Genomic DNA, 20,990 nt, shown 5'->3' on the forward strand with positions numbered 1-20,990 from the left:
GAAGACTGGGGACGGAGGTGTCGTGCTCGACGAAGGAACACCCCTGTTCGTGCAGATCGCCGAACAGATCGCCGACGACATCGCCGAGGGAAGCCTGGCCGAGGGGGAACGCGTGCCGTCAACCAACGAACTCGCCGCCTTCTACCGGATCAATCCGGCGACGGCGGCCAAGGGGATCAACGTGCTCGCCGATGACGGCCTGCTCGAGAAGCGGCGCGGTATCGGCATGTTCGTCGCCGCCGGGGCGCGGCAGAAGCTGCTCACCGACCGGCGGCAACGGTTCGCCGAGCAGTACCTCGACCCGATGCTCAGCGAAGCGCGACGCCTCGGCATCGACGACGAAACCCTGATCTCGCTCATCCGCGGGAACGGACACCGGAACGGAGGACCCGCCGCATGACGCCGACCATTTCGACCACCGGCCTGACCCGGCGCTACGGCGACCATCTCGCGCTCGGCGATGTCTCGGTCGACATCGAAGAAGGCAAGATCACCGGCCTGCTGGGCCGCAACGGCGCGGGCAAGAGCACCTTCCTGCGCATCGTCACCGCGCAGGAGTTCGCCACCGCGGGCTCGGTCCGCGTGTTCGGCGAGAGCCCGGTGGAAAACGAGCGGGTGCTGAAGCGCCTGGTGCTCGTCCGCGAAGACCAGCAGTTCCCGGATTTCAAGGTGCGGCACGCGCTTTCGGCCGCGTCGTGGTTCTATCCGAACTGGGACGCGGAACTCGCCGACACGCTGCTCCGCGATTTCGACCTGCCGACGAAGCGCCCGATCAAGAAGCTCTCGCGAGGGATGCGCTCGGCGCTGTCCATCACGATCGGACTCGCGGCGCGAGCGGAACTCACGCTGCTCGACGAGCCGTACGCGGGTCTCGACGCCGTCGCGCGCCAACTGTTCTACGACCGGTTGCTCGACGACTACTCGGCCCATCCGCGCACGATCCTGCTCTCCACGCACCTGATCGACGAAGTGGCCGATCTGCTGGAGCACGTGGTGATGATCGACAAGGGCCGCGTCGTCCTCGACGCGGCGGCCGACGAACTGCGCGGCTCGGCCGTCACGGTCTCGGGTCCCGCCCTCGCGGTGGACGACTTCGTCACCGGGCGCCGGGTGTTGCACCGCCGCAAGATCGGTTCGCGGGCTTCGGTCACCGTCGCCGACGCGCTCGACGCCGCTTCGAAGGCGAAGGCGACGGCCCTGCACCTGAAACTCGAGCCGCTTTCCTTGCAGCAACTGATGGTGCACACCTCCAACGGACAGGCCGCAGAGGAGGCGTCCGCATGAACACCCTGGTCAACGTCGCGCGCTACCACCTGGTGGACCGGCTCCAGTTCCTGGTCCTCCCGGTCGGCGTCACGTTCTTCGCGTTCCTGGTGAATCTCACCATCTTCGCGGTGATCCCCGAGACACCCGAGGAGAACTACTCCGGCGGCCTGTTCACGCTGTACGTGTTCATGTTCGTCTGCGGTGCCTTGAGCATGACGAAGTCGCTGCCGTTCGGGCTCGCGCTGGGCGTGTCGAGGCGGTCGTACTATCTGGGCACGATCCTCCTGGTCGCCGGGCTGTCCGCGCTGTACGCGGTGGGGATCGTCGTGTTCCAGGCGATCGAGAACGCGACCGGCGGCTGGGGACTCGGCCTCAACTACTTCCGGGTGCCCTGGCTGCTCGACGGTTCCTGGTACCTGACCCTGCTCACGTCGTTCGTGCTGCTGACGCTGATGTTCGTCTACGGCATGTGGTACGGCCTGATCTACCGGCGCGCCGCGGTCCTGGGCGTGACCCTGTTCACCGCCGCGCAGGTCCTGATGCTGGTAGGCGGGGTGCTGCTGCTCAGCTGGACCGATTCCTGGCCGAAACTCGGCACGTTCTTCAGCACGCTGACCGTCGGCGGCGTGACCGGGGTGATCGCGCTGCTGGTCTGCCTCGCCGGGGCGGGCGGGTTCGCGACGATGCGCCGCGTCACCGTCTGAAGTCCTTCAACACCAAGGAGTTCCGTAATGGCCGTGACTCATGTGGTGCTGTCGGTGCTGCTGGCCGCGATCTTCGCCGTACTGGGGGTGGCGAAGGTCCTGCGTCAGCCGGCGTTGGTCTCCCGGACCGAGAGGCTCGGCTTCTCGGTCCGGGCGATCCAGGGGATCGGCGCGCTCGAACTCGCGGGGGCGGCGGGTCTGGTGGCCGGGTTCTTCTGGCGGCCGCTCGGGGTCGCGGCGGCGATCGGCCTGGTGGCGTTGCTGATCGGGGCGGTGGTCTCCCACGTGCGGGCGGGCGACGGGATCAAGGACGTCGCCCCGCCGGGCTGGCTCGCGCTGGTCTCGGCGGCGGCCGCCGTCACCGCGATCATTGCTTAGACCGTAAGGGTTTCCCGGGTCCGTTCGCGAATGCGTCCGACCACAATGGACCGCCGCCAGGCTCGCGTGACCTCCACCAGCCACGCCGCTTCGGTGGCGATGTCCGGCTCGTCGAGGTAGGTCGCCGGAACGTCGTCGGGGGCGTACCGGCGGCCCGCCTCGGCGGCGACGAGCGCGGCGGCCAAGGCCGCGGCCTCGATCGTCGCGGCGATCCGGGCTTCGGGGATCTTCGCCTCGCGTGCTTCGGCTTCCGCGACCGGCGGGACGTCCGGATCGAAGTAGGGCCGCAGCGCGAGATGGCCGTCCCGGATCTCGATGACCCTGCGGTACAAGGCGAATTCGACGCCACCCGGCATACCGGGGCCTGGATCCAGCGCGATTCCCGGGACGGCTTCGCGCAGCGCGGCCCACAGCGGTTCGATCCGGCGATACGTCCGGTACGCGCCGATCAGCCGGAACGGCGTGGCCAGCGCGGGCCCCCACACGCTGAGCGTCGCGCCCGCCCCGGCGAGCCCGACGCTCAGCGCCGCCAGGATCGCCGAGAACGTGTCCTCACCGGCGTCGACCGCACCGGTGGTGGCGAGGATGCAGATGTCGTCGACGTCCCAGAATGTCCAGCCCAGCGCGGAAACCCCGCCACCGACGAGCAGCCACAGCCCGATGCGAAGCGGGCCGGGATCGGCATGACGCGCGAAACGGGCGAAGACGATGGAGAAGGTCAGCAGGCTGATCAGGCCGTAGACGAGGAAAAGGACGTTGTACGCGACGAACCAGCCGAGCCTGCCCGGACCGGCTGCGGTGTGGTCGCCTACCCGGTAGCTGTCGGACAGGAAGAAGAGCGCGGTTTCGGCGACCACCACGGCCCAGGAAAGCACCGCGTGCCACCCGATCCGCTTGCCCTCCCCCAGTTTCAGCGAACGCGCGAACGCGACCGCGAACGCCATCGCGCCGATCTTGAGCAGGTCCGCCCCGAGGTTCAGGAGGCTGCCCATGGGTTCTTCCACGCCGACGGCGTTCTCCATGGCCGGGGTGAGCAGCATGATGCCGCCCGCGATGCACATCCCGAAGGCGGAGAGGAACCACATCCGCCGCGCCGGCTGGGTGTGGCGGGCCTGGATCAGCTTGTAGCCGAAGCCCGCGAAAGCCACCACGCAGCAGAGGTACGCGATGGTTTCGGTCACGGCAGGCGCCGTTTCCGGCTGCCGAAGAGGTCGTCGACCCTCGCCATCCCGCCGGCGAGATCGCTCCCGCTCTCGTCGGGACGCGCGGCGCCGCGCATCACGGTCCGCGCGACACGGTGCGCGAGGAGGCTGGCGAGCAGTTCGGCCTCCTGCTCCTCGACGGCGCTGTAGCTCGTGCGGCCGAGGACACGGCGGACGAGTTCGGGTGACAGGTTCGGCATGAGGGTCTTTCCCGCGGCGGCGTCGAGCACGATCCCGTCGGCCCCGGCGTCCGAGCCGACGTGGCCGCACAAGAGGTGGCCGACCTCGTGCAGCAGGATGTGCCGCCGGTGCAGCGCGGTGGTGTTGGTCGGATACAGGATGTAGTCCGCGCGTTCCGTGCTCATCAGCAGCCCGCACGGGCCGCTGGAAGGAACGCTGACCTGCATCAATTCGATGGGGCGGCCGCGTTCGGCCGCCAGGTCCGCGACGAAGGACTCGGCGTCGAAGGGTTCGGGAAGGGTGACGCCGTCGGCGAGACTCCGGCAGCGGCGCCACAACTCCTTACGACGGCGGTCCACTCACGACTCCTTCTTCGGGCCGCCCCGTCCGGATTCCCTGCGGGCGATCGCGTCGATCATGTCGCTGATGGTGTCGAGTCCGTCGGGGGAAAGCGTTACGGCCCGCAGCGCGACGTCGCGGACACCGGCGTCGCGAAGGGCGCCGAGGAGCGCGAGTTCCTCGGCGATCTTGGCGCTCTGCTCGTCGTCGAAGAAGTACGCGGGCGAGACGCCGAAGAACTGCGCGAGCGCCTCGAGATGGCGTTTCGTCGGATTGTCGCGACGCCCCGTGCGCAATTGCCACAGGTACGTCGTCGAGAAGCTCTCGCCGGTCGCCTCGCGGCAGGCCTTGGCGACCTCCTCGTGGCTGTACGGCTCGCGATCGGGTCTCAGCACGATCTGGAACAGCTTGTCGATCTTCTCGGCGAGCGTCGTCTTACCGGGCTCGGTCGCGGCCACCATCCCACTCCCTACATGTCGTGCCCGTTCATGCTAGTTGACGCGACGCCCACGGCGTACACGACAGTTTTCACCTCGCGCGCGGCTTCGGCTGGCATCGCGGGCAGGAGAACGACGACCGGTTCATGAAGGGGTCGCGCCGGATGGCCGTCCCGCACCGGCCACAGGGCAGTCCTTCCTGGCCGTAGGCGTCGAGTGACCTGTCGAAGTAGCCGGACTCGCCGTTGATGTTGACGTAAAGCGCGTCGAACGACGTCCCGCCGGCGACCAGCGCCTCGGCCATCACGTCGCTGGCGGCGGTGAGCACGGCGCGGCCATGGGCGGCGGTGAGCCTGTCGGTCGGGCGGGCCCAGTGGAGCTTGGAGCGCCAGAGTGCCTCGTCGGCGTAGATGTTGCCGATCCCGGAGACGAGGGTCTGGTCGAGCAGGGCGCGTTTGAGCTCGGTCCGCCTCGACCGCAGCGCGCGGACGGCCTGATCGAGGTCGAACCGCGGATCCATCGGGTCGCGGGCGATATGCGCGATGGTGCCCGGCAAGGCCGTCCCGTCGACTTCGGTGAGTTCCGCGAGCGCGAGCCCTCCGAAGGTCCGCTGGTCGACGAAGCGCAACTCCGGCCCGTTGTCGGCGAAGCGGAACCGCACGCGAAGGTGCTTCTCGTCGGGTGCGCCCTCGGGCTGGACGAGCATCTGACCGCTCATGCCGAGGTGCGCGAGCATGGCCTGGCCGTCGGAGAGCTCCAGCCAGAGATACTTGCCGCGTCGGCGGGCGGCGGTGATCTTCACCCCGGAAAGCCGTCCGCCGAAGTCCTCGGCGCCGAGTTCGTGGCGGCGGATCGCGCGGGCGTGGAGAACTTCGACCTCGGTGATCGTCCGGCCGGAGACATGCGCCTCGAGCCCGGCACGGACCACCTCGACCTCGGGGAGTTCGGGCATGCCGTCGATTCTCCCATCGGCCCTCGTATCACCTCGTAAGTGGCTCGTGGGGTCGGTCCGTGAAGGCCTCCTTACCTACCCTGAAGGTAGGGAAGGAGGCCTTCGCTACCTTCGCCGCCGCCACGGTCGCCACCGCGGCGCGTAAAGCGGGCGAGGTACCGGTATGGAGCGGGGTCAGGGGGCGAGCGGCCCGACATCCGCCTTCGTCAGTGCCTTCCGCGCCCCGCCCGGCAGCAGCTCGTCGGCCCCGACGTCGTACTTCCCGGATCGCTTCTGCAGATCGAAATCCATGCCCGCGTACGGGTAGGAACCGACACCGGCGTCGACCGCGGGGCTCCCGGACGACAGGCGGTACAACCCGTCCCGCACCAGCTTCGGGTCGACCGACCGGTACCCGGACGGCATCCCCGCCGGCCCGCCCCAGGCGATGTTCCCCTCGTACTTCACGACCGAACCGCCCGGCATGGTCACGAGCTTTCCCGTCCCCTGCAGGACGTTGTTCGCGAGCACGCAGTCCTTGGGTTTGAAGTCACCGCCGTCGCCGTGGACGACGTCCGTGGTCCCGACGACGGTGTTGTACGCGACCACGACCCGGTCGGGCCGGTCGTGGAGTTTGCTGTCCGGTCCGCTGTCCGCCTCGTTGCCCGAGCCGAAGACGATCCCGCGGTTCGCCGTGGTGTGCACGTAGTTGTTGACGATCTTGTGGTCGTTGCCGTGGAAGCGGATCCCGGACCGGCCCAGCAGGATGTTCCCCTCCACCACGCTGCGATCGCCGTGGCGCAGCACGAGGAAACCGCGGCTGTCGCGGATCGTGTTGTACCGGATGACGTTGTCCGACGACTTCACGGAAATCGCCTCGGAATCCCCGTCGGCCTTCTCGAACAGGTTGTACTCGACGATCCCGCCCGCCTTGTACTTCTGGTGGTGGCTCAGCCCGAACCGGATCGACTCGCCACCGTTCGCACCGGTGAACCCGTGGTTGGAGAAGTGGTTGTGGTGCACATGCACCCGCTTCGCCATGTCCTTCGCCGGGCCGAGCACCTGGAGGAAGACACCTTGGGTGGTGCGGTTCTGCAGCACGTTGTGGTCGAACTCGGTGTCGTCGCCGTTGAGGGTGACCCAGTTGCCGCCGCCGGTGAGCTGGACGTCGAGCCTGGTCAGCCGGTTGTGCGTGCTGCCCACCGGCACGCTCAGCGATCCACCGTGCCGGAGCTTGAACCCGCGCAGCACGACATGCGAGGCCCCGGAGGAGAACGAGAACCCCATCGATCCCTTGATCTCGGCCTTGCCGACGTGTTCCGCGGTGATCGTGATCGGCGCGTTCGCCGTCCCCGACCGTTTGATCGCGATGGCCGAACCCGCCGAATAGCTGCCGTCGGCCAGCCGGATCTCGTCGCCGGGAGCGGCCTTGTCGATCGCGGACTGCAACGCGCTCAGCGACGTCACCCGGACGACCTGAGCACCCGAAGCAGTGGCAGGACCTGTCACCAGCGCCAAAGCCGTCGCTGTGACAAGGCAGAGAACACGCATCCGCCGACCTCTCGACGGGCGACCTGAACGGTCGCGTCAGTGGCGGCGGACTGCGATGACGTTACTGATTCACCGGCTCGTGCGTCAACGAACCGTCCCGCTGAGGAGGACTCAGGTCGTCTTCGGCGGCTGGTCGACGTCGAGCTCGGCCGAAAGCTGTCGCCAGGCCGTCTCGGCGGCCTTCTGCTCGGCTTCCTTCTTGGTCGTTCCCGAGCCGTAGCCGAGTTCACGCCCGCCGACGAGGACGGTGGCGCTGAACTCCTTGCGGTGATCGGGCCCGGTGTCCTCGACCTTGTACTCGGGCACGCCGAGCCCGGCCGACGCCGTCAGCTCCTGGAGGCTGGTCTTCCAGTCCAGGCCGGCGCCACGCAGCGGCGCCTCGGCGAGCAGGTCGTCGAACAGGTGGTGCACGAGCTTGCGCGCGACGTCGATGCCGTGCTGCTGGTACGCGGCGCCGATGACGGCTTCGAGCCCGTCGGCGAGGATGCTCGCCTTGTCCCGGCCGCCGGTGAGCTCTTCGCCCTTGCCCAGCAACAGGTGCTTGCCCAGCCCGCCCTCACCGAGGCCGCGCGCGACCCTGGCCAGCGCGTGCATGTTGACCACGCTGGCCCGGAGCTTCGCGAGCTGTCCCTCGGCCAGTTCGGGATGGGTGTTGTAGAGGTGGTCGGTGACGACCAGGCCCAGCACCGCGTCGCCGAGGAACTCCAAACGCTCGTTCGGCGGCAACCCACCGTTCTCATAGGCATAAGAACGGTGGGTCAGCGACAGCGTCAGCAGCTCGGGTTCGATCGTGATCCCGAGAGCTTCGAGCAGTGGTGCGGGGTCCGCGGGTGGTCCACCGGCAGATTTGCCCCCCATGTCGTCAGCTGCCGATCAGGCGGGCTCGACGACCTGGCGACCGTTGTGCTGGCCGCAGGCCGGGCACGCGATGTGCTGGAGCTTCGGCTGCTTGCAGGCGCGGTTGGAGCAGGGCACCAGCTGAACCGGAGCCGCCTTCCACTGGCTGCGGCGCGCGCGGGTGTTGGATCGCGACATCTTCCGCTTCGGGACGGCCACGAGTAGATCTCCTTCAGACGGTCTGCCCGCGGTCGCGAGCGAACTTGCTTCTCCGGAACGAGCTGGTGCTCGTCAGGCTTGCTTTCCGGGGCCATCGGCCTGGTCATCGCCCGTTTCGTCATCGAAACGATCGACCAGCGCGGCCCACCGAGGGTCTATCTTCTCATGCCCGTGCCCGGGCTCGAGATCGGCCCACTTGACACCGCATTCGGTGCACAGTCCCCGGCAGTCCTCGGCGCACAGCGGGGCCAGCGGCAGTGCCAGCACCACCGCGTCACGGACCGTCGGCTCGAGGTCGATCCGGTCGTCCACCAGGCGCGGGATCTCGTCCTCGTCGGTGGTCTCCTCGGTCGCGGAGCCGGGGTAGGCGAAGAGCTCGGTCAGGTCGACCTCGACGTCCTCGGTGATCGGGTCGAGGCACCGCGAGCAGTGCCCCGTCGCGACGGCGGACGCCGTGCCGCTGACGAGCACACCCTCGACGACGGACTCGAGCATCAGGTCGAGTCCGAGGGTGGAACCGGCGTCGATGGTGATGACGTCGGGCACACCGAGCGCGGTCTCGACGGGGATCGACCGTTGGACGGCCTTGCTCAGGCCGGCATGACGGCCGAGTTCGCGGGTGTCGAGCACCCACGGGTTCCGGTCGTCCAGTTGCGCAGGCCTGGCCTGCGGCGACTTGTTCTCAGACATCGGTCACCAGGGTACGCAGGTACCGCCACTCACTTTCGGGCGGCCGGAGCTCGGAAGTGCCGTGAAGGCCTCCTTACCTACCCTCAAGGTAAGGAAGGAGGCCTTCACCACCTCCGTTGCCAAATGAACCAGCAGCGCGGCGCGGTGCGGTGGCGAAAGTTCGTCGAGCGCCGCCGCTGGCATGGGCGATGAACAGCTGTCGAACTGGTGTCGCAGGGTTCCCGAGCCGGCTCTAGCGCGTGGAGGGAGCCTTCAAGTACTTGAGCGATCAGGACTGGTAGTCGTACAGCGACGTCCGGCTGTTGCCCGGCAGGTTGACCGGGGACCGGAGGTGGTTGCGCCCGGAGTCGACCGTCCGCAGCGTGGTCGCCAGCAGTTCGGAGAACTCGGCAAGCTTCCCGTCGACGTAGGCGTCGCAGTCGCCGCGCTGCTTGTCGGCCTCGACGTGCGCCTCGTCGACGATGCGGGCCGCCTCGCCGTGCGCGGCCTGGACGACCTCGGTCTGGGCGACGAGCCGGGCCTGTTCGGCGCGGCCGTCCTCGATGGCGCGCTCGTAGGCGTCGCGGCCCGCCTGGATCATCCGCTCCGACTCCGCGCGGGAGCGGTCGGTGAGGTTCTGGAACTCGGCCTGCCCGGCGGCGACCATGCGCTCGGCCTCGGCGTGCGCGTCGCTCATCATCTGCTCGGCGCGGGCGCGGGCGTCGGCGAGGATGCGCTCGGCCTCGGCCTGCGCGTCGGCGACCGTGCGGTCGGCCTCGGTGTTCGCCGTGGTGATCGTCTCCGCCGCTTCGGTGCGGGCGGTCTGGATCAGCTGATCACGTTTGTCCAGGACGTCCTGGGCGTCGTCCACCTCGCCCGGCAGCGCGTCGCGGATGTCGTCGAGCAGTTCCAGGGTGTCCCCACGCGGGACGACACAACTGGAGGTCATCGGCACGCCGCGGGCTTCCTCCACGATGGTGACGAGCTCGTCGAGCGCCTCGAAAACCCGGTACACGGCCCACTCCCTACCTACTGCTACAGCGATCCCCACATTCCCTGAGATCAGTTTGCCCTCATCACCGCCGTAAGGGGTGAAAGCGCGCGGTACCGGGCGTGTCCCCGCCGGTACCGCGCGCCATGATCACCGGAAGGTGAAGGCCGGGTCGGTGACGAGCTTGATCAATTGCTCGTCGGTGAGCGCCGGTCCGGCGTCCGGCGAATCCCACGAACCGAGGTCGATCACGTTGACCGAACCTCCCCCCGACGGCCAGGCGATCGCGCTGCGGCCGACCACCTTCCCGGTGGAAAAGCCTTGGCCGACCACGGTCGGCTCCCCCACCTGATCCGGGTTCTTGCGCGTGGTCTCGGAGATGACCACCGGTATCCCGGCCGGGGTCACGAGCTCTTCGCACCGCGTCGGCTTCCGGTCGGGCCCGATGGCATCGGCCCTCTTCCCCAGATCGCAGCGGCCTTCGCGGGGATAGCCCTCCTTTGTGGTCACCGGACCGCTGATGGTCAGGTTGAGCTGCCGTTTCACCCCGGCGGCGTCGGTGTACCTGACCTCCGATGTCATCAGGTCCCAGTCGTTCACCTGCACGAAGTCACGGACGTCGATGTCCTTGGCGTCGACCAGGATGCCCGGCAGCACTTCCTTCAGATGCCGGAGATCACGCGCCTTCTGCTCCACCCGGCTGAGCGGCGCGGCGGCCGGCGCCACTTCCACCGGCTCGTTCGCCGGCGCCACGAACACCACCGCCGCCGCGATCACCGCCAGCGTCGCGGCCCCGGTGGCGAGGATCCCTCGCCGATTCCGCGCCTTCTTCGCCGCCGTCCCGGCGACCTCGTCCGGGTCGAAACCGAGCGGGGGCTCGGCCAATGTGATCCCGCGCAGCCTGTTTTCGAGTTCGTCCATCACGCGCTCCTCCCGGAGACAGCCTCGTCGTGCTGTCTCTGCAGGGCCGCGCGCAGGACGTCGAGTCCTCGCGCGGCCTGGCTCCTGACCGTCCCTTCCGAACAGCGCAGCGCGACGGCGACCTCCGCGACCGGGAGATCGGCGCAGTAGCGCAGCACGACGGCGGCGCGCTGTTTCGGGGGAACTTCGGCGAGGGCGCGAAGCAGCGAATCCGAGATCCCGGCATCGGCCGGGGCCACGGGCTCTTCGGGGACGACGCCGTCGCGGTTCTCTCTGCTCCGCCATGGTCGTCGCCGCTCGTCGAGCCAGCAGCGCATCAGGATCTGCCTCGTGTAGTTGTCGACGGGCCCTTTCCGGCGGACCTTCGGCCAGACCCGGTAAAGGCGTATGAGCGCGGTTTGGACCAGATCCTCCGCGAGATGCCAGTCGCCGCAGAGCAGATACGCCGTCCGCCTGAGCGGTAGCGCCTTGCCCCTGGCGAACTCCCTGAAGCTCGCGTCATCCCCAGACCGCATCGTGCCTCCTCGTCCGTGTTCCGGTGTATCTCACGGACGGGGAGGCACGAAATGTTGCACGGGGGCGGATCAGCCGGCGAGGTTCACCAGTTTGAAGGTCGCGTAGCGGTCCGGCGTATAGACGATCTCACCGCCCTTGCCGGAGATCACGCGGTCGCTCGTGCCCACCGGGAACAGCTGGTAGTAGCCGGAAGCGCACGACGGCAGGACACCTTCGCGGTTCTCGTAGACCGTGCCGGTCGCGCCGCCGCGAGCCTTGTCCACCACGGACTTCGCCGCGGAGGACAGCGTCGAGTAGCCGATCTTCGTCAGCTTCGAGGTGTCGCCGCAGGACGGCGCCGGGGTGCCGTCGGCGTCGATCACGGAGAAGGTCTTGTAGTGGTCGGCGGTGTAGAAGTGCTCACCGGCGTTACCGGTGACGATGCGGCGCGCACCGCGATCGGGCGAGCCCGGTGTCGGGACCGTGTACTCGCGGTAGTAGCCCGACGCGCACTTCGGGAGGATGTTCTCGCGGTTGGAGAAGACCGTGCCGTCCTTGTCCGGGTACGGGAACGGGCCACCCTTCTGGATGAGGTCGTAGGTCGTCGTCGCCTCGGCGGGCAGCGACGACAGCGACACGTGCTTGAACCCGGTGAGATCCCCGCACGGGTTCTGCTGGACCGAGACGGGGGCGGCCGTGGCCTGCGCGGCACTCAGCCCGCCGAAGAACGTGACAAGCAGAACGAGCAGCGCGGCGGCGATCCGCGATCGTTTGTTGGTCATTTTCGGACCGTAACCCGATCGTGTATTCACCAGAAGGCGCCGAGATGAACTCTTCATCCCCGCTCACCAACGCCCGACCAACGGCTTCGGCCGTTCGGGTCAACCTCGTTCGGAGTACTTCTCCGAGAGGCGTTTGAACACTATCGGCGGCACCAGGTGCTCGATGTCGCCGCCGAGCGCGGTGACCTCCTTGACCAGCGAACTCGACACGAATCCGTACGCCGGGTTGTTGGCCATCAGCAGCGTTTCGAGCCCGGTCAGCTCGCGGTTCATCTGCGCCATCTGGAGCTCGTAGTCGAAGTCGCTGACCGATCGCAGCCCCTTCGCGACCGCGATGATGTCGTTCTCGCGGCAGTAGTCGACCAGGAGTCCCTGCCACGAGCCGACGCGGACGTTCGGCAGCTTCGCGGTGATCTCGCGAAGCATGTCCATCCGCTCCTCGGTGGTGAACAGGCCCTTCTTGCTCTTGTTCACCCCCACCGCGACGACGACCTCGTCGAACAGCTTCGCCGCCCGCTCGATGATGTCGAGATGTCCATTGGTGGCCGGGTCGTAGGACCCGGGACAGACCGCACGCCGCATGGCGCGGACGCTACCAAGGCGAGGATCGTCCTGCGCGTTCTGCGCGTTCTGCGTCACACCTGATATTCGGCCCAGTAGAGCGCGGTGTCGCCGTAGCGCTTCGTCCGCATCGGCTCGAAGCCCGGCGGCCAGTCCGGCTCGCCGTCCCTAGCGGCCCGCTCGATCACCACCAGCGCGCCGTCCGTGACCCACCGGCCCGCCGCGAGCGCGGCCATGACCTCCCCCAGACGGGTGGAATCCACAGCGTAGGGCGGATCGGCGAGGACGATGTCGAACGTTTCCGGCGCCGGCGCGGCCACGACGGACTCGACGGCCCCGGCCCGGACCGCGCCGCCGAGCCCCAGCGCGGCGACGTTCCCCTTGAGCACTTCTACCGCGCGCCGGTCCGACTCGACGAACAGCGCGCCGGACGCGCCGCGGGACAACGCCTCCAGCCCGAGCGCGCCCGAACCGGCGTAAAGGTCGAGGACCTGGGCACCCTGAAGCTCGCCGGCGACCTCCAGCGCGTTGAACAGCGCCTCGCGCACGCGTTCCGACGTGGGCCTCGTGCCTTTCGGCGGGACCTTCAGCCGCCTGCCGCCCGCGGTCCCCGCCACGATCCTGGTCATGCGTGCATCGTGCCTCAACGCCTTCCGCCGTGACGTTGGCCGGGACTTGGTGAAGCCGCCGCCCAGCTCGCGTAGAGTCGTCCTTCGCCCTCGGAGGCGATAGAAGCGTTTAGGAGCGTTGCGTGTCCGAACCTCGGGTCAGACGGGCCGAGATCGCCATCGAGCAAGCCCATGTGGACACCGTCTACACCCGGCTCGCCGAATTGCGAGCCCAGGCTGAGGCCATGCGTACCAAGGGCTATGAGATCGGCCATGGCGCCGGGCGGGAAGCCATCTTCGAGCAGGCGTCCATGCTGTTCGAACGGGACATGATGGTGTACCACGCCAATCAGACCCTCCAGACCCTCGACGCGGAGTACGAGGGGCTGGTGTTCGGCAGGCTCGACCACCTCGACAACGACCACATCTACGTGGGCCGCCTCGGCATCCGCGACGCCGAGTTCGACAACCTCGTCACCGACTGGCGTGCGCCCGCGGCCGCGGCGTTCTACCAGGCGACGGCCGAGGAGCCGATGGACGTCGTCCGGCGCCGGGTGATCCGGTGCTCCGGCCAGACCGTGCTCGACGTCGACGACGACGTCCTGATCGCGGACGCGGTCCCCGACGGCATGCAGATCGTCGGCGAAGGCGCGTTGATGGCCGCGCTCGGGCGGTCGCGTGGCGAGAAGATGCGGGACATCGTCGCCACCATCCAGAAGGAGCAGGACGAGGTCATCCGGGCGCCGTGGCGCGGGGTCACGGAGATCACCGGCGGCCCCGGCACCGGCAAGACCGCGGTCGCGCTGCACCGCGCGGCGTACCTGCTCTACCGCCACCGGCGCCAGCTCGGCGGCGCGGGCGTGCTGGTGATCGGCCCGTCCGGGGTGTTCACCAGCTACATCTCGCGGGTGCTGCCGTCGATGGGTGAGACGAACGTCGAACTGCGCGCGCTCGGCGAGGTCCTCGACGGTCTCGAAGCGACCCGCCAGGACCCGGCGCCGCTTGCGGCGATCAAGGGATCGCTGCGGATGCGCAAGATCCTGCTGCGCGCGCTGCGGGACACGCCGGAAGCCGCGCCGGAGGACATGAAGATCGTCTACCGCGGCGAGGTGCTGCGGCTCAACGCGCGCGAGCTCGACAAGGTTCGCCGCAAGGTGCACACCGCGGGCGGGCCGCCGAACCGGTCGCGGATCCGCGCCGCCGAACTACTGCTCGACGCGCTCGCCGCGAAGGCCGAGCAGCACGCGAAGGACGACGGCCGTCAGATCGACAAGGCCGAGCTGATCACCGAACTCGGTGAGCGCATCGAATTCCACCGGTTCCTGGTGGTCTGGTGGCCGATCCTGTACCCGGCGCAGATCCTGCGGTGGCTCGGCGACGAGAAGCGGCTCGCGTCCGCGGCGAAAGGCCTGCTCAACCGCGGCGAGATCAGCATGCTCGCGGCCGATTTCGCCGATCGCTCGCGCGGCTGGACGATCGCGGACGTCGCGCTCCTCGACGAGCTGCGCGTCCTGATCGGCCCGCCGCCCAAGAGCCGCCGGACCCGCCAGAACGTCGAGGTCAACCCGGAACGCGGCGGCGCCCCGACCCGGCCCGAGCACTACGACGAGTACTCGCACGTGGTCGTCGACGAGTCGCAGGACCTCTCGCCCATGCAGTGGCGGATGGTCGGGCGGCGCGGCAAGTACGCGAGCTGGACCGTGGTCGGCGACCCGGTGCAGAGTTCGTGGCCGGATCCGGCCGAGGCCGCGATGGCGCGGGACCAGGCCTTCGGGCTCAAGACGACGCGGCGCCGGTTCACCCTGCGCACCAACTACCGGAACTCGGCGGAGATCTTCGACCTGGCCGCGAAGGTCGTCGCCGGGCACGCGGAGGCCGACGAGCTCCCGCGCGCGGTGCGGCAGACCGGTATCACGCCGGAGGTCCGGCCCGTCGAGGCCGCCGGGCTGGAGGCGGCGACGCAGACCGCGGTGAAGGAAATGCTGGGTGTCGTCGAAGGCACCGTCGGCGTGATCACCGCCATGGACCGGGTGCCCGAGGTCGAGGGCTGGCTCGACGGGCTGTCGGACGAGCGGCTCAAGGTCGTCGGCAGCCTCGACTCCAAGGGCCTCGAGTACGACGCCGTCGTCCTGGTGGAGCCCAACGATCTCATCACGGAGTCGACCACCGGACGCCGGGTGCTGTACGTCGCGCTGACCCGCGCGACCCAGCAGCTGACCGTCCTGGCCTCGAACCCGGACTGGATCCCGGCCGCCTGACCCCCTCACGCGTTTAGTCCTCTGGATGCGGTAGTTGCGCGTGCAACTACCGCATCCAGAGGACTAAACGCGTGCGCGAAAAAGCTGAAGGGCTCCTTCAGGACACTGGTGAATGCCCTGAAGGAGCCCTTCAGACCCCCGGTGAGTGAACGATGTGGGGACGCATCGCACGTCCAGGGGTATTTCTAGCGCCTGTTCGTTGTTCGGTGTCACGGCGATCTCACCGAACAACAACGCCGAACAACGAATCGGCCGTGGTCACGGGCACGGAGGCCGGTAATCGAGCCCCGGCAGGTGTTGTTCCCACTCTTCCGCCGTGATCCGCGGGTACACGGTCGCGCAGATGCGTTCGGCGGCCCGTTCGGGGCTGGTCTCCCACAACCGCACACTGCCGTCCGCGACCGAGCCCGCGAGAGTGTGCCCGTCGGGGGCGAACGCCACGGCGTTGACCCGGTCGACGTCGTCGGTCAGGTTCGCCGATTCGCGGACGGCTCCCGGATCGGAGACGTCCCATAGTCGCACGGACCGGTCGTAGCTGCCGGTCGCGAAGGTCTTCCCGCCCCCGCTGAAGGCGACCGAGATGACGTTGTCGGTGTGCCCGGCCAGCAGCGCCGCCTCCCGCGGGGCAGCCGGATTCGCCACGTCCCACAGCCTGCCGGTGCGATCGGCGCTCCCGGTCGCGGCGAGTTTGCCGTCCGGGCTGTAGGCGACCGAGAACACCGTGTCGGAGTGCCCCTTCAATACCGAAAGCGACTTCGGCGCCTTCGCCATCGAGACGTCCCACAGCCGGGCGGTGTGGTCCCAGCCACCGCTGAGCAGGATGCGGCCGTCCGGGCTGAACGCGATCGAATGGACGTCGTCCTCGTGTCCGGTGAGGGTCGCGAGTTCGACCGGCCGCCGGATGTCGGCGACGTCCCACAGCTTCACGGTGTGCCCGCTGCCCGCGGTCGCGAGCGTCCGGCCGTCCGGACTGAACGCGACGGGGTCGATCTCGTCCGACGGGCGGTAGAAGACGCCGGTGTCGACCGGCTTGCGCGGGTCGGTGACGTCGATCAGCCGCATGGTGTGGTCCCAGGAGCCGGCGGCGAGCGTCCGCCCGTCCGGACTGAAGGCGAGACCGCAGACGCCCTGGCCGAAGCCCGCGACCTTGCCCACCTCACGCGGATTCCGGGTGTCGGAGACGTCGACCAGGCGCACCACGCCGTCCTGGCTGCCGGTGGCCAGCAGCTTCCCGTCGGAGCTGAACACCGCCCGGCACGCCGACCTCGCGGGACCGCTGATCGCGGGACCCGGCAGATCCCACATCCGTACCGTCTGGTCGTCGCTCGCCGTCACCAGCGTGCGGCCGTCCGGGGAGAACACCGCCCAGACCACGGCCGCGGTATGCCCGACGAGCGCCGGCTTCTCGCGCGGCTTCGCCGGATCGGCGATGTCCCACAACCGCGCGGCGCGGTCGAAACCGGTCGTGGCCAGCGTCGTCCCGTCGGGGCTGAACGCCACGGACCGCACGATGGTCTTGTGCGCGGCCGTCGTCCCCAGCGGTGACGGCGCCATCGGATCGGCGACGTTCCACAGGCGCGCGGTCTGGTCGATGCTCGCGGTGGCGAGCGTCCGGCCGTCCGGGCTGAACGCCGCGGAGTGGATACCCGCGGTGTGCCCGCTCACCACGCCGAGTGGCCTGGCCTTGAGCGGGTCGGCGACGTCCCACAACCGCGCGGTCTTGTCGGCGCCGGTCGAGACGAGCGTCCGCCCGTCGGGGGCGTAGGCGAGACCGTTGACGTTGCCGGTGTGCCCGGTGAGGGTGGCCGCGAGCACCGGTTTCGCGGGACCGTGGACGTCGAACAGGCGCACCGTGCCATCGCCGTCCGCGGTGGCGAGCACCGCCGCCTTCGGGCTGAACGCCACCGCGTTGACCCGGCTCGGATGCTCCCCCACCAGTACGCCCGGCCCGGGTTTCGCCGGTTCGGCGACGTTCCACAGTCGCGCGGTCTTGTCCCAGCCCGCCGTCGCGACCGTCGCGCCGTCGGCGCTGAAGGACACCGAGTTGACGTTGGCGGTGTGCCCGGAGAGCGTGGCCAGCTCGTTCGGGCGGTGGGGATCCTTGATGTCCCACAGCTTGGCCGTCTGGTCCCAGCTGCCGGTGACCATCACCTGGCCGTCGCCGCGCAGGGCGGTCGCGTTGACGCGGTGGCCGTGCCCGCGGACCCTGGTCGAGTAGGGCGACTCGAACATCCCGAGCACGCTGCCGCGGGTGTCCACGCTCGGATCGACGCGGTACGCCGCCAGCGCGAGCTGCGCGGCCAGCGCCGGATTCGTCGTCCGCATCTCGATGGCCTGCCCGGCGACCTTCTGCGCGAGCGCGCTGTTGCGCTGGCTGGTCGCGGTCTGCTCGGCGCGCACCGCGTACACCATCGCCGCCGTCGCCAGCACGAGCAGCACGGCCAGGAGCGCGACCAGCTGACGCAGCCGCCGGGTGCGGCGCCGGGCGACAGCCTGCTCGTGGTTCTCGATCGCGACGCTCGCCTCGAGGAACCGGCGCTCACGCTGGGAAAGCGCGCTGTCGTGCTCCCCCGCCCACTCCCTGGCGATGGCCAGCCGCGCGCCGCGGTAGAGCCAGCCGTCGTCGCGGCCGACGGATTCCCAAGCGTCGGTCGCCTCGGTGAGCTGGCGGTGCACACGCAGGCCTTCACGGTCCTCGGCGAGCCACTCGCGCAGGCGCGGCCAGCCCCGGATCAGCGCCTCGTGCGCGATCTCGATGCCGTTGTCGTCGAGCGTGACCAGCCGCGAAGACGCCAGCCTGTCCAGCACGACGGCGACGTCCGGGTCGTCGGCGTCCACCTCGTCGCGGGTGATGCGGCGTTTGGTGTCCTCGGTGCCTTCACCGAGCGCGGTCATCCGCAGGAAGATCTGGTTCGCCAGCCGCTGCTGGTGTTCGGTCAGCGCGGTGAAGGTGTGCTCGGAGGTCTGCGCGACCGACCGTTCGATCCCGCCGGTGGACTCGTAGCCGGTGAGGGTGAGGGTGTTGCCATGACGGCGGCGCCAGGTCTCCAGCAGTGCGTGGGAGAGCAGCGGCAACACACCGGGCTGCCCGGTCGCGTCGGCGACGAGCCGTGAGACCAGCGCGTTCTCGACGCGGTACCCGGCGTCGATCGCCGGCCGCGAGATGGCCTGCCGCAGCTCCTCGGTGCTCATCGGGCCGACGAGGATCTGCGCGTCCTGCATGGCCTCGACCAGCTCGGGATGCCGCGCGCAGTGGGTGTAGAAGTCGGTGCGGATGCCGAGGACGACCCTGGCCCGGCTCTCCGGCTCGGTCGTCGCGGTGAGCAGCGCCGACAGGAACGCCGTCCGTTCGTCTGCGTCCTGGCAGAGTGTGAAGACCTCTTCGAACTGGTCGACGACCAGCACGACGTCGCCCTCGCGGTCGGCGACCAGCTGACGGGCGGCGAGGCCGAGGTTGCGGGGATGGTCGGTGAACTCGGTGAGCAGCCCGCCGGGTGCGAGCCCGAGCGCGGCGCCGAACTGGACGGCGCACTCCTGCAACGGCCGTGAACCCGGGGTCATCAGCAGGGTGACGGAGGTCTCGGCGAGCGCGGGAAGGAGGCCTGCCCTGAGCAAGGACGACTTACCCGAACCCGAAGCACCCAGAACGGCCAAGAATCGTTGACCCGAAAGTCTGCTGACGAGTTTTTCGACAAGTCGTTCGCGCCCGAAGAATCGGCTCGCGTCCTCCGGCCCGAATGCGGCCAGACCAATATAAGGGACCGATTCCCCATTCGCCGGGACAATCGGTGAATCACCGACTCCGGCACGCGTCCGCTCGGTCACGTCGTGCCATCGGGCCTCCCACTCCTCCTCGGGGCCGTCGCACGCCCGGACATAGGCCAACGTGACCGCCAAGCTGGGCATCTTCTTCCCGCCGGCGGCCTCGGAGAGGGTGCCGGCGGAGTAGTGGGCGCGCCTGCCCAGCTCCCGGTACGTCGGATTCCCGGCTTTCTCCCGCAGACGCCGGAGATCGGCGGCGAACCCCAGCAACGGATCGTCCCCGGGGTCCAACGGTCGTTCCGGACGCGGCACCCTTTAATCCTTTCTTTTCAGTGGTTTTCCCACGCTCGTATTAGGGGGCAACCGTACCCTGGAAACAGGAGGACTCCGCCGCGTACCGGGTACATCGAGTCGGTTAATTTCGATCGACCGACAGGTGCGGGAAGGGATCGCGGGTCCGCGGCGTTGTACCGACGCGTGACCTCCTTGCCTGACATCCCGCTGTCCGTGCTCGACCTCTCGCCCGTCGTGGCCGGAGGCGGTGTCGCGGACGCGCTGCGCAACACTCTCGACCTCGCGCGCCGGACCGAAGCCCTCGGTTACCACCGGTACTGGCTCGCCGAGCACCACAACATGCCCGGTATCGCGAGCTCCGCGACCGCCGTGATGATCGGCCAGGTCGCGGCCGCCACCGAACGCATCCGGGTCGGCTCCGGCGGGGTCATGCTGCCGAACCACGCGCCGCTGGTGGTGGCCGAGCAGTTCGGCACCCTGGAGGCGTTCCACCCCGGCCGGATCGACCTCGGCATCGGGCGCGCCCCGGGCACCGACCAGCGGACCGCCCTGGCGCTGCGCGGCCCCGGCGGGCTCACCGCGGAGAACTTCCCGCAGCAGTTCGCGGAGTTGCTGGCCTACTTCGAGCACTCCGACCAGCGCGCCGTCAACGCCGTCACCGCCGTCACCGCCGAAGGCAACAAGCCGCCGGTGTGGCTGCTCGGGTCGAGCGGCTTCAGCGCGCGGATGGCGGGCGAACTGGGCCTGCCGTTCTCGTTCGCGCACCACTTCAGCGCCGAGAACACGCTCCCCGCCGTGGCGCTCTACCGCGACTCGTTCAAACCGTCGGACGTCCTCGACGAGCCGTACGTGATGCTCGGCGTCTCCGTGGTGGCCGCCGAGACCGACGAGCGCGCCCAGTACCTCGCCGCCCCCAGCGGCCTGACGTTCCTCAGCCTGCGCAAGGGCCGCCCCATTCCGCTGCCGACGCCGGAAGAGGCCGCGGCCTACCCGTACACCGACATCGAGCGCGTGTTCATCGAGGACCGGGCCGCGAGCAGCATCATCGGCTCGCCCGAGACGGTCCACAAGGGACTCGAGACCCTGCTGGCCGACACGGGCGCGAACGAGCTGATGATCACGACCATGGTGCACGACCAGGCGGACCGGGTGCGGTCGTACGAGCTGGTCTCCGAACTGGCGCGCTGAGGCTTCTGTCTCGCCGTGAAGGCCTCCTTGCCTACCTTGAGGGTAGGCAAGGAGGCCTTCACGGACAAGCGACACGTGGGTGCGCAGCCGCCCCGCCAGTGCGCGCGAGGCAGCACCGGTCGCCGCCGACCTCGAGGATCGATCGAGAGCCGCCGCCGCGCCACGAATGGACCAGCGCGCCACCGGACACGAAAGAACGGACAAGGCCCGAGCCCGCCTTTGTCAAAAAGGAACAAGAATTCTCCGGTTACCAGGACGTGACGTCTTGATCACACCGAAGTTCTTGTCACCAGGCAGGCGCGTGATTAGCGTACCGACCAGTAGCAAACAGCACGGTAACACCCCGTTGATACTGTTCAACGATTCCGTTCCGCCATTCGGAGCAAAGGAATTGCGCAAGCTGGGGTGTATTCGCCG

Annotated in this window: 21 protein-coding genes; 6 read left to right on the forward strand and 15 right to left on the reverse strand. The window is 69.0% G+C overall.

What is annotated here, in order from left to right; all coding sequences use genetic code 11:
- The first annotated feature begins 22 nt into the window (after window positions 1-22).
- The 4 genes from AC0685_RS13165 to AC0685_RS13180 are packed head-to-tail and all read left to right on the forward strand — an operon-like array spanning window position 23 to window position 2,348.
- On the forward strand, window positions 23-400 hold the full coding sequence (locus tag AC0685_RS13165; protein WP_034323460.1) for a GntR family transcriptional regulator: 378 nt from the start codon (window positions 23-25) through the stop codon (window positions 398-400).
- Window positions 397-1,284, forward strand: a complete 888-nt coding sequence (locus tag AC0685_RS13170; RefSeq protein ID WP_478225716.1) for an ABC transporter ATP-binding protein — start codon at window positions 397-399, stop codon at window positions 1,282-1,284. Before AC0685_RS13165 ends, AC0685_RS13170 begins: the two co-directional genes overlap by 4 nt.
- On the forward strand, window positions 1,281-1,970 hold the full coding sequence (locus AC0685_RS13175; RefSeq protein ID WP_478225717.1) for an ABC transporter permease: 690 nt from the start codon (window positions 1,281-1,283) through the stop codon (window positions 1,968-1,970). Before AC0685_RS13170 ends, AC0685_RS13175 begins: the two co-directional genes overlap by 4 nt.
- 27 nt (window positions 1,971-1,997) lie before the next feature.
- Window positions 1,998-2,348 (forward strand): DoxX family protein, encoded by a 351-nt coding sequence (locus AC0685_RS13180; protein ID WP_478225718.1) that lies wholly within the window; start codon window positions 1,998-2,000, stop codon window positions 2,346-2,348.
- On the opposite strand, the gene AC0685_RS13185 is transcribed toward AC0685_RS13180, so the two are convergent.
- The 14 genes from AC0685_RS13185 to rsmD all read right to left on the reverse strand — a co-directional run bounded on the left by AC0685_RS13185 (window position 2,345) and on the right by rsmD (window position 13,092).
- On the reverse strand, window positions 2,345-3,529 hold the full coding sequence (locus tag AC0685_RS13185; RefSeq protein ID WP_478225719.1) for an MAB_1171c family putative transporter: 1,185 nt from the start codon (window positions 3,527-3,529) through the stop codon (window positions 2,345-2,347). The genes AC0685_RS13180 and AC0685_RS13185 overlap by 4 nt on opposite strands.
- Entirely contained in the window at window positions 3,526-4,089 is a 564-nt protein-coding gene (locus AC0685_RS13190; RefSeq protein WP_340683366.1) for a hypothetical protein, read from the reverse strand. Before AC0685_RS13190 ends, AC0685_RS13185 begins: the two co-directional genes overlap by 4 nt.
- A complete protein-coding gene (locus tag AC0685_RS13195; protein WP_034323476.1) occupies window positions 4,090-4,530 on the reverse strand; it encodes a helix-turn-helix domain-containing protein in 441 nt (146 codons plus the stop codon).
- A 67-nt stretch (window positions 4,531-4,597) separates the two neighbouring features.
- The gene (gene mutM, locus AC0685_RS13200) at window positions 4,598-5,458 is read right to left on the reverse strand and encodes a bifunctional DNA-formamidopyrimidine glycosylase/DNA-(apurinic or apyrimidinic site) lyase (protein WP_478225720.1); all 861 of its coding nucleotides are present in this window, start codon (window positions 5,456-5,458) and stop codon (window positions 4,598-4,600) included.
- 174 nt (window positions 5,459-5,632) lie between these two features.
- Entirely contained in the window at window positions 5,633-6,988 is a 1,356-nt protein-coding gene (locus AC0685_RS13205; RefSeq protein WP_478225721.1) for a polysaccharide lyase 6 family protein, read from the reverse strand.
- Between the two features lie 111 nt (window positions 6,989-7,099).
- On the reverse strand, window positions 7,100-7,846 hold the full coding sequence (gene rnc, locus AC0685_RS13210; protein ID WP_034323482.1) for a ribonuclease III: 747 nt from the start codon (window positions 7,844-7,846) through the stop codon (window positions 7,100-7,102).
- Between the two features lie 15 nt (window positions 7,847-7,861).
- Window positions 7,862-8,044: a 50S ribosomal protein L32 gene (gene rpmF / locus AC0685_RS13215; protein WP_005160412.1), complete on the reverse strand. Its 183-nt coding sequence runs from the start codon at window positions 8,042-8,044 to the stop codon at window positions 7,862-7,864.
- A gap of 72 nt (window positions 8,045-8,116) precedes the next feature.
- Window positions 8,117-8,734 (reverse strand): YceD family protein, encoded by a 618-nt coding sequence (locus AC0685_RS13220; protein WP_478225722.1) that lies wholly within the window; start codon window positions 8,732-8,734, stop codon window positions 8,117-8,119.
- Window positions 8,735-9,002: 268 nt separating this feature from the next.
- A complete protein-coding gene (locus AC0685_RS13225; RefSeq protein ID WP_034323487.1) occupies window positions 9,003-9,728 on the reverse strand; it encodes a DivIVA domain-containing protein in 726 nt (241 codons plus the stop codon).
- Between the two features lie 126 nt (window positions 9,729-9,854).
- Window positions 9,855-10,625 (reverse strand): hypothetical protein, encoded by a 771-nt coding sequence (locus AC0685_RS13230; RefSeq protein ID WP_478225723.1) that lies wholly within the window; start codon window positions 10,623-10,625, stop codon window positions 9,855-9,857.
- Window positions 10,625-11,140, reverse strand: coding sequence for a SigE family RNA polymerase sigma factor (locus tag AC0685_RS13235; protein WP_478225724.1), 516 nt, complete (start codon window positions 11,138-11,140; stop codon window positions 10,625-10,627). The genes AC0685_RS13230 and AC0685_RS13235 overlap by 1 nt, the downstream gene beginning before the upstream one ends.
- Window positions 11,141-11,209: 69 nt before the next feature.
- Window positions 11,210-11,902 carry a ribonuclease domain-containing protein gene (locus AC0685_RS13240; protein ID WP_478225725.1) on the reverse strand — a complete coding sequence of 231 codons (693 nt, stop codon included), beginning with the start codon at window positions 11,900-11,902 and terminating at the stop codon, window positions 11,210-11,212.
- Window positions 11,903-12,001: 99 nt separating this feature from the next.
- Window positions 12,002-12,484 carry a pantetheine-phosphate adenylyltransferase gene (coaD, locus tag AC0685_RS13245; protein ID WP_478225726.1) on the reverse strand — a complete coding sequence of 161 codons (483 nt, stop codon included), beginning with the start codon at window positions 12,482-12,484 and terminating at the stop codon, window positions 12,002-12,004.
- A 53-nt stretch (window positions 12,485-12,537) separates the two neighbouring features.
- Window positions 12,538-13,092, reverse strand: coding sequence for a 16S rRNA (guanine(966)-N(2))-methyltransferase RsmD (gene rsmD / locus AC0685_RS13250; protein ID WP_034323500.1), 555 nt, complete (start codon window positions 13,090-13,092; stop codon window positions 12,538-12,540).
- A gap of 122 nt (window positions 13,093-13,214) precedes the next feature.
- Here rsmD and AC0685_RS13255 point away from each other — a divergent pair, with 122 nt between their 5' ends.
- On the forward strand, window positions 13,215-15,329 hold the full coding sequence (locus AC0685_RS13255; RefSeq protein ID WP_478225727.1) for a HelD family protein: 2,115 nt from the start codon (window positions 13,215-13,217) through the stop codon (window positions 15,327-15,329).
- 258 nt (window positions 15,330-15,587) lie between these two features.
- Here the strand turns inward: AC0685_RS13255 and AC0685_RS13260 are convergent, their stop codons facing one another.
- A complete protein-coding gene (locus tag AC0685_RS13260; protein WP_478225728.1) occupies window positions 15,588-19,403 on the reverse strand; it encodes an nSTAND1 domain-containing NTPase in 3,816 nt (1,271 codons plus the stop codon).
- 165 nt (window positions 19,404-19,568) lie between these two features.
- On the opposite strand from AC0685_RS13260, the gene AC0685_RS13265 reads away from it, so the two are divergent.
- Window positions 19,569-20,573: an LLM class flavin-dependent oxidoreductase gene (locus AC0685_RS13265; protein WP_478225729.1), complete on the forward strand. Its 1,005-nt coding sequence runs from the start codon at window positions 19,569-19,571 to the stop codon at window positions 20,571-20,573.
- Window positions 20,574-20,990 lie beyond the last annotated feature (417 nt).

Source organism: Amycolatopsis sp. NPDC043889 (assembly GCF_056435645.1).